Here is a 13091-nt window from a genome sequence, read left to right as displayed (position 1 = left end):
GGCTACGATCTCCCTATTCATCCGCGGAAGGACCGCGCGAGGACGGATCACACGTGGGAATCCTGGACAACTTCGAGAAGGGCCTCGAGCGCGCCGTCAACGGCGCCTTCGTGAAGACCTTCAAGTCCGGCCTGCAGCCCGTGGAGATCGCCGCGCAGCTGCGTCGTGAGCTCGACACCCACGCCGCCGTCGTCGACCGCGACCTCATCCTCGTGCCCAACTCCTTCACCCTCCGGGTCTCCCGCGCCGACGCGGAGCGGATGGCGAGCATCGGCACCGCGCTCACCGACCAGCTGCGCCAGGCGGTCGAGAAGCACGCGTCGTCGCAGGGCTACCAGTTCGCCGGCGTGGTGCAGGTCGGCTTCCGCGAGGACGACGCCATCTCCGAGGGCGTGCTCGAGATCGACAGCCGCACGGCCGAGGGCAGCGTCACGTGGATGCCCGTGGTCGACGTCGCCGGCGCCCGCCACCCGCTCCCCGTCGGCCGCACCGTCATCGGCCGCGGCAGCGACGCCGACATCACGGTCGACGACCCGGGCACGTCCCGCCGCCACGTCGAGATCGCGTGGGACGGCACCCGCGCCCAGGTCCGCGACCTCGGATCCACGAACGGCTCCGAGCTGAACGGTGCGCCCGTCACGAAGGCGCCGCTCCCGCCCGAGTCCGTGATCCGCATCGGCCGCACCGCCATCACCTTCCGCGTCGTGCCGCAGGCCACCGAGGAGCGCGGCGGGCGCGACACCCGGGGCCAGCGCCACGACGACGGGTTCTGGGGAGCGTCGTGACCGAGCTGACCCTCCTCGTCCTCCGTCTCGCGTTCCTCGCGGTGCTGTGGCTCTTCATCTTCGGCATCGTCTACGCCCTGCGCTCCGACCTCTTCGGCCAGCGCGTGCGGAAGCTGCGCGAGGAGACGGGCACGGCAGGCGGATCCCCGTTCCCGCAGTCGCCGTACGCCGCGGCCGCCGCCCCGCCCCGCTCCCCGCAGCCGGGCGTGCAGCCGCCGCCCATCTCGTCGATGCCGTCCGGCGCCAACTCCGGTGCCGTCCCGTCCCGCGCGAAGGCCACCACCGCCACCGCCCGCCACCTCGTCATCACCTCGGGCGCCAAGGCCGGCACCGAGATCCCGCTGGGCACCGAGCCGCTCACCATCGGCCGCTCGAGCGAGTCGGGCCTCGTGATCCGCGACGACTACACGTCCACCCACCACGCGCGGCTCCTCCTCTGGAACGACGAGTGGATGATCCAGGACCTCGACTCGACCAACGGCACCTTCCTCGACGGCAAGCGCGTGAGCGTCCCGACGCAGGTGCCGCTCGACACGCCGATCCGCATCGGCGCGACCAGCTTCGAGCTCAGGCGGTAGCGGCGTGACGACAGTGACGCAGGCCGCTGCCGTCTCCCACGTGGGCAAGGTCCGGTCGAACAACCAGGACTCGGGCTACGCGGGGCGGGACCTCTTCGTCGTCGCCGACGGCATGGGCGGGCACGCGGGCGGCGACGTCGCCTCCGCGGTCGCCCTCACGCGGATCGTCGAGGCCGACAAGCCCTACGCCTCCGCGCACGACGCCGAGTTCGCGCTCCAGGCGGGCCTCGTCGCCGCCAACCAGCTCCTCGCCGAGACCGTGTTCGAGCACTCCGAGCTCACCGGGATGGGCACCACCGTCAGCGCGCTGGCCCGCGTCGGCCGCCACGTCGCGATCGCCCACATCGGCGACTCGCGCATCTACCTCTTCCGCCGCGGCGAGCTCAGCCAGATCTCCGCCGACCACACCTTCGTGCAGCGCCTCGTCGACAGCGGCCGCATCACGCCGGAGGAGGCGCTCGTGCACCCGCGCCGATCCGTGCTGATGCGCGTGCTCGGCGACGTCGACGCGGCCCCCGAGGTCGACACGCAGGTCCTCGACACGCACACGGGCGACCGCTGGCTGCTCTGCTCGGACGGGCTCAGCAGCTACGTGAGCGAGGAGCGGATCACCGAGATCCTCGCGGCCGCGGGCACGCCCGACACCGTGGCTGACGCGCTCGTGAAGGAGTCGCTCGACCACGGCGCCCCCGACAACGTCACGGTCGTGGTCGTCGACGTGCTCGACGAGGACGACGAGACGGCCGCATCCCGCCCGGCGCCCGAGCCCGTGCTCGTCGGATCCGCGGCGCAGCCCCTCGCGTTCGGCGACGAGCCGGCGAAGCGCGCCGTCCGCATCCCGTCGCTGCTGCTGCACCCGCTGCGCGCCACCACGGCCGCGCGCGACGCGCAGTTCGAGCCGGAGTCGGACCAGTACCTCGAGGCCCTCATCGCGGAGGACAAGCGCCGCGCCCTCCGCCGCCGCGTCACCTGGCTGGTGGGGGTCGCGCTGATCCTCGCGGGCCTCGTCCTCGCCTGCGTCCTCGGCTACCGCTGGACGCAGTCGCGCTACTACGTGGGCGAGGCCGACGGCACGGTCGCGGTCTACAACGGCGTGCAGCAGACCATCGGCCCGATCGAGCTGTCGCACGTCTACGCCCGCACCGAGGTGCGGGTCGACGACCTCCAGCCGTTCTACCGCCAGCAGGTGGAGCAGACCATCAACGCCGACTCGCTCGCGGGCGCCGAGGAGATCGTCAACCGGCTGCAGGAGGCCGCGGGTGGCTAGGGCCGGCGTGGCGGACGCCCCGGCGCGCCCCCGCGAGCGCGCGCCCCGGATCCCCCGGATCCGCGTGCCCCGACGCCTCAGGAACCTCGAGCTCGCGCTGGTGGTGCTGGCCTCCGTCATCAACGGCGGCGCCCTGTACCTCGTGCAGCTCGGCGTGCTCGGCGCCTTCGACCAGAGCTTCTTCATCCCCGCGACCGGCCTCGCGGTGCTTGTGCTCGGCATGCACGTCGCGCTGCGCTGGCTCGCGCCCGACGCGGATCCGTTCATCCTCCCCATCGCCACCGTGCTCAACGGCCTCGGCATCGCCGCCATCTACCGCCTCGACCTCGCCGCCGGCCTGTCCGGCTGGGACAGCGTGGCCGTGCGGCAGATCGTCTGGTCGGGCCTCGCCATCGTGTGCGCGCTCGCGGTCATCGTGCTGCTGAAGAACCACCGCGTGCTGCAGCGCTACCGCTACATCGCCATGTTCGTCGGCCTCATCCTGCTGCTGCTGCCGATGCTCCCGGTCCTCGGCCAGAACATCAACGGCGCCCGCGTCTGGATCCACATCGGCGGCTTCTCGTTCCAGCCCGGCGAGATCGCCAAGATCTGCCTGGCGGTCTTCTTCGCCGGGTACCTCGTCACCGCGCGCGACAGCCTGTCCATGGTCGGCGTCAAGGTGCTCGGGATGCGCTTCCCGCGCGTCCGCGACCTCGGCCCGATCCTCCTGGTCTGGGCCGTGTCGATGAGCGTCCTCGTCTTCCAGCGCGACCTCGGCACGTCGCTGCTCTACTTCGGCCTCTTCATCGTCATGACCTACGTCAGCACGGGCCGCATCGGCTGGGTCGTCCTCGGACTGGTCCTCTTCCTCGGCGGCGCGTACGGCGCGAGCACCCTCGGCTACGTCGGCGGCCGCGTCGACGCCTGGCTGAAGCCCTTCGACCCCGCCGTGTACGACGCGAACGGCGGCAGCTACCAGCTCGTGACGGGCCTGTTCGGCATGGCCGACGGGGGTCTGTTCGGCCGCGGCCTCGGCGAGGGCATGCCCAACCTCACGCCGCTCGCCAACAGCGACTTCATCCTCGCGAGCCTCGGCGAGGAGCTCGGCCTCACCGGCGTCTTCGCGATCCTCGCCCTCTACCTCCTGCTCGTCTCCCGCGGCTTCCGCATCGGCTTCGCCGGGCAGGACGACTTCGGCAAGCTGCTCGGCATCGGCCTGTCGTTCGTCATCGCGCTCCAGGTCTTCATCGTCATCGGCGGCGTCACCCGCGTCATCCCGCTCACCGGCCTCACCACGCCGTTCATGGCGGCGGGCGGATCATCGCTCCTGGCCAACTGGATCATCGCGGCCCTGCTCCTCCGCCTCTCCGACACCGTCCGCAACCAGCCCCGATTGGTGGTCGAGTCGTGAACCGCGAGCTCAAGCGCGTCTCCGTGTTCGTCCTGGCCATGTTCGTGGCCCTGTTCGTCGCGGCGTCGGTCATCCAGGTCGTCTCCGCGCCCACGCTGCAGGCGGATCCGCGCAACAGCCGCACCATCATCGCGAGCTACTCCGCGGAGCGCGGCTCGATCCTCGTGGACGGCACGCCCATCGCCTCGTCCGTCCCGGTCGACGACCGCTACAAGTTCCTCCGCACGTACGCGCAGCCCGACCTCTACAGCGCGGTCACGGGCTACTACACGCTCGGCCAGGGATCCACCGGGCTCGAGGACTCCATGAACGACGTGCTCAGCGGCACGAGCGGCACGCAGTTCTTCGACAGCCTCACGCGCACCTTCACCGGGCAGGACCCGAAGGGCGCGTCGGTCGAGCTCACGATCGACCCGAAGGTGCAGCAGGCGGCGTACGACGCGCTCGGGTCGCTGCAGGGCTCCGTGGTCGCGATCGAGCCGAAGACCGGCCGCATCCTCGCGATGGTCTCCAAGCCCGGCTACGACCCGAACACGCTGGCGTCGCACGACCGCGCGGCCGTGCAGCAGAGCTACTCGTCGCTCCTTGCGGACCCGTCGAACCCCCTCATCAACCGGGCCGTCAACAGCCTCAACCCGCCCGGATCCACGTTCAAGCTCATCACCGCGGCCGCCGCCATCGAGTCCGGCCAGTACACGCCCGACTCGCTGCTGCCCAACCCGCCGACGTTCACGCTGCCCGGCACCGGCACGGTCATCACCAACGCCGGCGAGGGCGCCTGCGGCCCCGAGGCCGAGGTCAGCATCGCGACCGCGTTGCGCCTCAGCTGCAACATCCCGTTCGCGCAGCTCGGCATCGCGCTCGGCTCCGAGAAGATCGCGGCGATGGCCGACGCGTTCGGCTACGGGAAGTCGATCGACGTCCCCCTGGCCAGCGCCAAGAGCGTCTTCTCCCCCGACCTCGACGACGCCCAGACCGCGCAGTCCGCGTTCGGCCAGCTCGACGTGCGCGCGACCCCGCTGCAGACCGCCATGGTCACGGCCGGGATCGCGAACGGCGGCGAGGTCATGAAGCCCAGCGTCGTCGACAGCGTGCTCAACCCCGACCTGAGCGAGCTCTCCGGCTTCTCCCCCAGCCGATTCGCCGACCCGATCTCGAAGGAGACCGCCGCCACCATGACCCGGATGATGATCGACGACGTCCAGACCGGCGTCGCGTCGAATGCGAGAATCAGTGGCGTCGACGTGGCCGGCAAGACGGGCACCGCCCAGAACGGCTCCGACGACCCGTACACGCTGTGGTTCACCGGCTTCGCGCCGGCGGATGCGCCGAAGGTGGCGGTCGCGGTCCTGGTCGAGGACGGCGGCGGACGAGGACGATCGGGCTCGGGGAACACCCTCGCCGCCCCCGTGGCGAAGAAAGTGATTGAGGCGGTGCTGGACAGATGAGACCCACGAGCGGACTGACCTTCGGAGGGCGTTACCAGCTGGGCGATCGCATCGCCATCGGCGGCATGGGCGAGGTGTGGGAGGCCACCGACCTCGTCATCGGACGCAAGGTCGCCATCAAGATCCTCAAGGACGAGTACCTCGGCGACCCCGGGTTCCTCGAGCGCTTCCGCGCCGAGGCCCGCCACGCCGCGCTCGTCAACCACGAGGGCATCGCCAACGTCTTCGACTACGGCGAGGAGGACGGCAGCGCCTTCCTCGTGATGGAGCTCGTGCCCGGCGAGGCGCTCTCCACCATCCTCGAGCGCGAGCGGGTGCTCTCCACCGACAAGGTGCTCGACATCATCTCCCAGACCGCCCTGGCGCTCCACGCCGCGCACCAGGCCGGGCTCGTCCACCGCGACATCAAGCCGGGCAACCTGCTCATCACGCCCGACGGCCGCGTGAAGATCACCGACTTCGGCATCGCGCGCATCGCCGACCAGGTGCCGCTCACCGCCACCGGCCAGGTCATGGGCACCGTGCAGTACCTCTCCCCCGAGCAGGCGAGCGGGCACCCGGCGTCGCCGTCCACCGACGTCTACTCGATGGGCATCGTCGCGTACGAGTGCCTGGCCGGACGCCGCCCCTTCACGGGCGAGTCGCAGGTCGCCATCGCCATGGCGCAGATCAACGAGCAGCCGCCCGAGCTGCCGGTCACCGTCGCCGAGCCCGTGCGCAACCTCGTCATGTCGTGCATCGCCAAGAAGCCGGCCGACCGCCCGCAGAGCGCCGCGCACCTCGCGCGCGCCGCCCAGGCGCTCCGTCGCGGCGACGTCGCCACCGCCACCATCGCGGTCGCGGCCGTCGCGGGCGCCGCTGCTCTGGCCGACCCGGGCACGCCCACGCAGGCCACGCAGCTCATGCCGTCCGGCCGCCGCGCCGCCGACACGGGCGCGACCACGGTCCTCTCGTCCTCCGCGCCGCGCGCCGGTGCGGCGGATCCCTTCCTCCTCGACGACCCGGACGACGAGGAGCCCGAGGAGCCGCGAGCCCGCAAGCGCGCCATCTGGATCTTCGTCGTCGTCGCGATCCTCGTGGTCGCCGCCATCGTGGCCGGCCTGCTCGCGTACTTCGGCAGCCGCGACGCCGACGCCCCGACCCCTGCGGCCACCGAGACGAGCGCCTCGCCGAGCCCGAGCGCGTCACCCTCGCCGACCCCCACCCCCTCGCCCACCGCGAGCACGGTGGACGTGAACCGCGACGACTACATCGGCCGCGACCAGAAGACGGTCACAGGGGAGCTCACCGCCCTCGGCCTCAAGGTCACCGTCGTCACGGGCAGCGCCGCGCCGTCCGGCGACCAGGAGGGCCGCGTCACGGCCATCACCCCCACCGGCAGCGTCGCGAAGGGCGCGACCATCCAGATCACGGCGTACGGGCCGCCCACGCTGCCCACCGCGGCGCCCGGCACGCCGACCGTCACCCCGACGGACGTGCGCGCCGGCCAGACGGTGGACATCTCCTGGCCCGCGTACTCCTGCCCCGCCGGCCAGACGCTCAACGGGTACCAGGTCCAGGCGGACTCCGTCTCGCAGGGCGCCAGCGGCACCTGGGGCGGCAGCACGAACCCGACGAACGCGCAGACCACGTCGGGCGAGATCAAGGTCGGCACCAACCCGGGCACGTTCACCGTCAAGTACCTCGCCATCTGCGGCACGAACGAGTCGCCGTACAGCAGCACCGTCACGGTCACCGTCGAGGCCGCACCGGGCGGCAGCGGCGAGGGCACGGGCGGCGGCACCGGTGGGGGGACCGGCGGCGGCAACGGCGGCACGACCGGCATGGCCCCGACGCCCGCACCGGGTCGCACGGACGAGCGCTCGCTCGTCTCGAGCTCGCACCGGAACCCCTGACCGACGTTGCCCGGGCGGCCGGCGACGGCGGATCGACCGAGCTCGCGCGCGGGGTGGCGAAGCCGCCCGGATCCCCAGCGGACCCCCGGTAAGCTCGTCTCCGTCCGAATCCCGATCCCGACGAGAGGCAGTCCGTGACCGACACCCGTGTGCTGGGCGGCCGCTACGAGGTCGGGGCGCTGCTGGGTCGCGGGGGCATGGCCGACGTCTTCGAGGGCGTCGACTCCCGTCTCGGTCGCCGCGTCGCCGTCAAGGTGCTCCGCCGCGGCCTGGCCGAGGATCCGGCCTTCCGCAGCCGATTCCGCCAGGAGGCCCAGGCGGCCGCGCGCATGTCGCACCCCACGATCGTGCGCGTCTTCGACGCGGGCGAGGACGTCGTCACCGACCAGGACGGCGCATCGCACACGACCCCCTTCATCGTCATGGAGCGCGTCGAGGGCCGCCTCCTCAAGGACGTCATCACGGACGGCCCGCTCGACCCGGACGAGGCCGTCCGCATCATGGGCCAGGTGCTCACCGCCCTCGAGTACTCGCACCGCGCGGGCGTCGTCCACCGCGACATCAAGCCGGGCAACATCATGGTCACGCCCGCCGGCCAGGTGAAGGTCATGGACTTCGGCATCGCGCGCGCCGTGTCCGACACCTCGGCCACCATCGCGCAGACCACCGCCATCCTCGGCACCGCGCGCTACTTCTCCCCCGAGCAGGCCAAGGGCGAGTCGGTGGACGCGCGCACCGACCTCTACTCCGCCGGCGTCGTCCTCTTCGAGATGCTCACCGGCCAGGCGCCGTTCCGCGCCGACACCGCGGTCGCCGTCGCCTACCAGCACGTCAGCGAGACGCCCGTCGCCCCGAGCACCGTGCAGGAGGCCGTCTCCCTGCAGCTCGACCAGGTCGTCCTGCACGCCATGGCGAAGGACCGCTACGCGCGCTTCCAGACGGCGGGCGACTTCCGCACCGACCTCGATCGCGCCGCCGCCGGCACCCTTGCCCCCCGCGAGGCGCCCACCAACGACGTGGGAGCCACGCTCTTCGGCGCCCCCGCCGGCCCCTCCTCCTCGCAGCAGGCTCTACGCCAGCTCGGCGTCGACGACGACCGCACCGTCCGCACCCAGAGCCGTCCGCCGGTGCCGTGGATCTGGGCCGGCGTCACCGTGGTCGTCGTGATCCTCATCGCCGTCGTCATCTGGGTCACCAGCCTCAGCAGCATCGCGCCGCCCGACATCAGCCCCACAGTCCCCGATGTCGCGGGCTCCACCTACTCCAGCGCAGCCGCGGCCCTCGAGGAGGCCGACCTGGTCCCCCTCGAACGCGAGGAGGCCAGCACATCGGTCGCCGAGGGCATCGTGTTGCGCACCAACCCGGATCCCGGTGAGAACGTCGCCGCCAAGACCGAGATCGACGTGTTCGTCTCCTCCGGCCCGCCGGAGGTCCAGGTCCCGAACCTCATGAACCTGGACGAGGGCACCGCGACCGCCAACCTGGAGGCGGTCGGCCTGAAGGTGGGCGAGGTCATCCGCCAGTCCTCGCCGACCGTCCCTGACGGACTGGTCATGCAGACGGATCCGGCGTCCTCCCAGCAGGTCGACCAGGGCTCCGCCGTCAAGCTCATCCTGTCCAACGGCAAGGTCGTACTGCCCGACGTGCTCGGCCAGCCGCTCGTGGATGCGCAGAAGCTGCTCGAGGCATCGGATCTGGTCGTGACCACCCGGCGCGACCCCTCGTGCAGCCGCGCCGACGGATCCCCGGTGAGCCAGCAGTCCGTGCCGCCGGGGGACGTCGCCCAGCGCTCGACGGTCGGCCTCACCTACTGCACGGGCGCGGTGCGCAGCACGTCGGCGCCCACCACGGGCACGCCGACCCCGGACCCCGCGCGCGGCTGATCCGCACGCGGCGCCACCGGTCCTCGATCGAGCAGCGCCCGTCGGACGACGGGTCGACTCCAGCTGCCGGCCGGTGACTCCCGTCGGGGCCCGTCAGGCCACGCGGACGAGCGGCGACAGTCGCGAGGACGTGTCGCGGGCGCCGGTGAGCCCGGCCCCTTCGAGCCAGTTGCCGAGCATGCGGTAGCCGCCCTCGGTGAGCACCGACTCCGGGTGGAACTGCACGCCGACGATGGGCGCGGACTCGTGACGCAGGCCCATGATGACCCCGCCCTCGGTGCGGGACGTGACCACCAGGTCGGACGGCACGGTCCCGTCGACGACGGCCAGCGAGTGGTACCGCGTGGCCGTGAACGGCTGCGGCACGCCCAGGTAGAAGTCCCCGTCGTCGTGCGTGACGAGCGACGTCTTGCCGTGCATGAGCTCCTCGGCGTTGGTGACCGTGGCGCCGAAGGCCTCCGCGATCGCCTGGTGCCCGAGGCAGACCCCGAGCAGCGGCGTGCCGGATGCGAGGGCCGCCGTCACCGTGGGGATGGAGACCCCGGCCTCGGAAGGCTTGCCCGGCCCGGGGGACACGAGCACGGCGTCGTACTCCGAGATGACGCCAGCCATGTCGGCCTCCGCGTGGTCGTCGTTGCGCATGACCACGGTCTCGGCACCCAGCTGCTGCAGGTACCCGTTGAGCGTGTAAACAAAGCTGTCGTAGTTGTCGATGACGAGGACGCGTGTCACTGATGCACCGTGACTTCCTGGGTGTTGACGATGGAGTCGACCCAGGGGAAGACCCAGGTCACGAGGGAGAAGAGGACGGCCGCGAGCAGCACGAGGACGATGAGGAGCCGGATCCACACCGGGCCGGGCAGGATGCGCCAGAACGCCGCGTACACGCTCAGCCCGCCTTCGCGAACGACGTGCCGGCCAGCGCGGCGGGCGTCGACGCATCCGACCGGGGCTGCCAGGACTCGAAGACGCTGTACGCGACCACGCGCTCGGCGGCGGAGAAGAGCGGGTTGCAGCTCGTCATCGTCAGGATGCGGTCCCCGGGCTGGGCGTCCGGTGCCTGCGGCACCTCGTCGAGCACGTCGACTCCGGTGGGCTTCACATACTCGAGTGTACGGAAGCGGTAGGTGTACCAGCCGTCCTGCGTCTCCACGACGATGGCATCCCCGACACGCAGGTCGGTGATCTGGTTGAACGGCTTGCCGTACGTCGTGCGGTGGGCGGCGACCGCGAAGTTGCCCACCTGGCCGGGCATCTGCGTCTCGCGGTAGTGCCCGATCTTGCCGAGGTTGAGCACGTTGCCGAGGCCCACCCCGGTGGCGACCGGCACCACGTAGTCGGAGCCGAACCGCGGGATGTAGATGTTGCCGAAGTCGGTGGCATCCGACGAGGGGGCGGTCGTGATGACGGGGTCACCCGGCGCTGCAGGCGACGCCGCCGGGTCGGGGGAGGCCGCCGCGTCCGGCGCGGCCGTGGCCCAGCTCCGGCTGTTCTCCAGCGCCTGGTCGCGCTGGCCGCTGCTGACCACGATGTCGTTGAACCAGAGCTGCCATCCGAGGAACAGCATGATGAGCACGCCGGCCGTGAGGAGCAGCTCGCCGAGCACGCCGATCGTGCCGAGGAGCGCATCGCCCCGCCTGCCGCGGCGCCGCGTCGCGCGGCGGGAGGGGGCGGGGTCCTGAGCGCTCATGTGCCGATTGTAGGCGGCGCACATGGGCGGGACGCCGCCAGGGGCGGCCCGTGGAGCCGGGCATCCTCCCGGCCCGGTGGAGGAGGGTACGGCTAGAATCGCCGCATGGCCCGCGACAAGACGACGAGACCCTCCCGCCAGGAACGCGTGCACGACGAGGACGCCCCGAACCCCGTGTGGTTCAAGCCCATCATGTTCGGCTTCATGCTCGTCGGGCTCGCGTGGCTCATCGTGTACTACGTGAGCCTCAACGCGTTCCCCATCCCCGACCTCGGCGTCGGCAACATCCTCATCGGCTTCGGCCTCATCCTGGTCGGCTTCCTCATGACCACCAGGTGGCGCTGACCGCAGCGCAATCACGAGAGCCCGTCACCATCCGCTGGTGACGGGCTCTTCTGCTTCCCGGCAGCGCGCACGCGCGCGCCAGGCGTTGTCCACAGACACCCTGTGCACAACGCTCCACACCTGTGGAGAACGCGGAAGGCCCGTGCCCCGCCGCGCACCGTCAGCGCGGGTTACCCGCGGAAGCGCATGGGTGTCGGGATCTTCCGGACGCCGACTCCGTCCAGGCTCCTCCGGACCCCCTCCCGCTCGGCCGCTAATCACACGCGTGTAACTATCCCCACTGTGGACTGGCCTGTGGATAACTAGGCTCCGCCGCGCAGGTACGCGGATGCGCGGCGCGAGGGCACGCCGAGAAGGCCGCTCGCGTGAGGCGGCAGAGGTACGAACGGGCCGGTCAGAGGCCGACGGGGAAGACGGCGCCCGCGATCAGGATCGCGACGGTGAGGCCCGCCAGGGAGCCGATCTGCGCGCCGCGCTGGCGGGCGTCCCGCGTGCGCAGGAGCACGATCGCCACGAGCGCTCCCGTCACCAGGCCGCCGACGTGGGCCTGCCAGGAGACGCCCTGCACGACGAAGCCGAGCAACAGGTTGATCGCGATGATGCCGAGGAGAGGGCCCACGTTGCCGCCCAGCTTGCGGGCGAGCACGAAGTAGCCGCCCATGAGCCCGAAGATCGCGCCGGATGCGCCGACCACGGCCTGCAGCGGCTCGCCCATGGCGGAGCCGATGACCTCGACGGCGAGGGAACCGCCGAGCGCCGAGATGAGGAAGAGGGCGAGGAAGCGGGCGCGTCCGAGCATGGGCTCGAGGACGCGGCCGAAGACGAAGACCGACAGCATGTTGAAGACGATGTGAAGGATGCTCGACGGCGAGTGCGTGAACGCGCTCGTGAGCATCCGCCACGGCTCGTAGTCACCGGAGGCGACGCTGCCGTAGACAGGCGCGAACCACAGCGACGTGGTCACGTAGTCGCCGACGACGGGCAGCACCTGCAGGATCCAGACCACGGCGCAGACGGCCATGATCCCGTACGTCACCACGGGCGCGGAGCTCCGCGTCATCCGCGTGACGAAGGATGCCCGGGAGCGAGGAGCGGTGCGGCGCTGCTCCTTCATGTCCTCGGGGCAGATCACCCCGACGGCGGCCGGCGTCTGGCACTCGGGGCAGATGGTCCGCCCGCATCGCTGGCACAGCACGAAGCTCTGCCGGTCGGGGTGCCGGTAGCAGCGGTCGGCCGCCGTACGGGGTGAGTCGGTCATCAGACCTTCTCGACGGTGACGCTCTCGATCACGACGTCCTCGCGGGGACGGTCGCGGCCGTCGGTCGGGACCGCGTTGAGCGCGTCGACGACCTTCTTGGACGCGTCGTCGGCGACCTCGCCGAAGATCGTGTGCTTGCCCTGGAGCCACGTGGTGGGCGCCGTCGTGATGAAGAACTGCGAGCCGTTCGTGCCGCGGCCGCCCTGCGTGCCGGCGTTCGCCATGGCGAGGATGTAGGGCTTGCTGAAGTCGAGGTCGCGGCTGATCTCGTCGTCGAACTGGTAACCGGGACCGCCGGTGCCCTGCCCGAGCGGGTCGCCGCCCTGGAGCATGAAGTCCTTGATGATGCGGTGGAAGACGACGCCGTCGTAGAGAGGGTCGGTCGACTTCTTGCCGGTCTGGGGGTGGGTCCACTCCTTCTCGCCCGTGGTGAGGCCGACGAAGTTCTCGACGGTCTGGGGCGCGTGGGACCCGAAGAGATTGAGGACGATGGTGCCGTGGTTGGTCGTCATGGTGGCGACGTGAGTGTGCGCAGACATGGGGCAATGGTCT

13 protein-coding genes are annotated in these 13091 nt (G+C 71.3%); 8 read left to right on the top strand and 5 right to left on the bottom strand.

Annotated elements, in window-relative coordinates:
• The first annotated feature begins 53 nt into the window (after window positions 1-53).
• From CMS_RS00125 to pknB, 7 genes are all read left to right on the top strand, one after another.
• Window positions 54-785, top strand: a complete 732-nt coding sequence (locus CMS_RS00125; protein WP_012297517.1) for an FhaA domain-containing protein — start codon at window positions 54-56, stop codon at window positions 783-785.
• On the top strand, window positions 782-1363 hold the full coding sequence (locus CMS_RS00120) for an FHA domain-containing protein FhaB/FipA (RefSeq protein ID WP_012297516.1): 582 nt from the start codon (window positions 782-784) through the stop codon (window positions 1361-1363). Before CMS_RS00125 ends, CMS_RS00120 begins: the two co-directional genes overlap by 4 nt.
• A 4-nt stretch (window positions 1364-1367) precedes the next feature.
• Window positions 1368-2630: a PP2C family protein-serine/threonine phosphatase gene (locus CMS_RS00115; RefSeq protein WP_012297515.1), complete on the top strand. Its 1263-nt coding sequence runs from the start codon at window positions 1368-1370 to the stop codon at window positions 2628-2630.
• Window positions 2623-4020, top strand: coding sequence for an FtsW/RodA/SpoVE family cell cycle protein (locus CMS_RS00110; protein ID WP_041464240.1), 1398 nt, complete (start codon window positions 2623-2625; stop codon window positions 4018-4020). Before CMS_RS00115 ends, CMS_RS00110 begins: the two co-directional genes overlap by 8 nt.
• Window positions 4017-5468 (top strand): peptidoglycan D,D-transpeptidase FtsI family protein, encoded by a 1452-nt coding sequence (locus tag CMS_RS00105; RefSeq protein ID WP_012297513.1) that lies wholly within the window; start codon window positions 4017-4019, stop codon window positions 5466-5468. The genes CMS_RS00110 and CMS_RS00105 overlap by 4 nt, the downstream gene beginning before the upstream one ends.
• Window positions 5465-7363 (top strand): serine/threonine-protein kinase, encoded by a 1899-nt coding sequence (locus CMS_RS00100; protein WP_012297512.1) that lies wholly within the window; start codon window positions 5465-5467, stop codon window positions 7361-7363. The genes CMS_RS00105 and CMS_RS00100 overlap by 4 nt, the downstream gene beginning before the upstream one ends.
• 134 nt (window positions 7364-7497) lie before the next feature.
• Entirely contained in the window at window positions 7498-9246 is a 1749-nt protein-coding gene (pknB, locus tag CMS_RS00095; RefSeq protein ID WP_012297511.1) for a Stk1 family PASTA domain-containing Ser/Thr kinase, read from the top strand.
• Between the two features lie 93 nt (window positions 9247-9339).
• On the opposite strand, the gene CMS_RS00090 is transcribed toward pknB, so the two are convergent.
• The 3 genes from CMS_RS00090 to CMS_RS00080 are packed head-to-tail and all read right to left on the bottom strand — an operon-like array spanning window position 9340 to window position 10936.
• Window positions 9340-9978 carry an anthranilate synthase component II gene (locus CMS_RS00090; RefSeq protein ID WP_012297510.1) on the bottom strand — a complete coding sequence of 213 codons (639 nt, stop codon included), beginning with the start codon at window positions 9976-9978 and terminating at the stop codon, window positions 9340-9342.
• The gene (locus CMS_RS17435; RefSeq protein WP_012297509.1) at window positions 9975-10133 is read right to left on the bottom strand and encodes a hypothetical protein; all 159 of its coding nucleotides are present in this window, start codon (window positions 10131-10133) and stop codon (window positions 9975-9977) included. Before CMS_RS17435 ends, CMS_RS00090 begins: the two co-directional genes overlap by 4 nt.
• Before the next feature lie 2 nt (window positions 10134-10135).
• On the bottom strand, window positions 10136-10936 hold the full coding sequence (locus CMS_RS00080; RefSeq protein ID WP_041464239.1) for a class E sortase: 801 nt from the start codon (window positions 10934-10936) through the stop codon (window positions 10136-10138).
• Window positions 10937-11041: 105 nt separating this feature from the next.
• Between CMS_RS00080 and CMS_RS00075 the strand changes: the two genes are divergently transcribed.
• A complete protein-coding gene (locus CMS_RS00075; protein WP_012297507.1) occupies window positions 11042-11281 on the top strand; it encodes a cell division protein CrgA in 240 nt (79 codons plus the stop codon).
• A 394-nt stretch (window positions 11282-11675) separates the two neighbouring features.
• Here the strand turns inward: CMS_RS00075 and CMS_RS00070 are convergent, their stop codons facing one another.
• Complete coding sequence (locus CMS_RS00070) at window positions 11676-12539, bottom strand: rhomboid family intramembrane serine protease (RefSeq protein ID WP_012297506.1); 864 nt, start codon at window positions 12537-12539, stop codon at window positions 11676-11678.
• Window positions 12539-13078 (bottom strand): peptidylprolyl isomerase, encoded by a 540-nt coding sequence (locus CMS_RS00065; protein WP_012297505.1) that lies wholly within the window; start codon window positions 13076-13078, stop codon window positions 12539-12541. The genes CMS_RS00070 and CMS_RS00065 overlap by 1 nt, the downstream gene beginning before the upstream one ends.
• Window positions 13079-13091 lie beyond the last annotated feature (13 nt).

This window comes from Clavibacter sepedonicus (assembly GCF_000069225.1).
Classification (GTDB): Bacteria; Actinomycetota; Actinomycetes; order Actinomycetales; family Microbacteriaceae; genus Clavibacter; species Clavibacter sepedonicus.
The sequence above is the reverse complement of the archived record's forward strand: the minus strand, read 5'-3'. Positions and strand labels throughout refer to the sequence as shown.

Coding starts and splice junctions, on each gene's coding strand:
- CMS_RS00100 (WP_012297512.1), top strand. CDS start 5,465: ATGAGACCCACGAGCGGACTGACCTTCGGAGGGCGTTACCAGCTGGGC.
- CMS_RS00080 (WP_041464239.1), bottom strand. CDS start 10,936: ATGAGCGCTCAGGACCCCGCCCCCTCCCGCCGCGCGACGCGGCGCCGC.
- CMS_RS00075 (WP_012297507.1), top strand. CDS start 11,042: ATGGCCCGCGACAAGACGACGAGACCCTCCCGCCAGGAACGCGTGCAC.
- CMS_RS00070 (WP_012297506.1), bottom strand. CDS start 12,539: ATGACCGACTCACCCCGTACGGCGGCCGACCGCTGCTACCGGCACCCC.
- CMS_RS00065 (WP_012297505.1), bottom strand. CDS start 13,078: ATGTCTGCGCACACTCACGTCGCCACCATGACGACCAACCACGGCACC.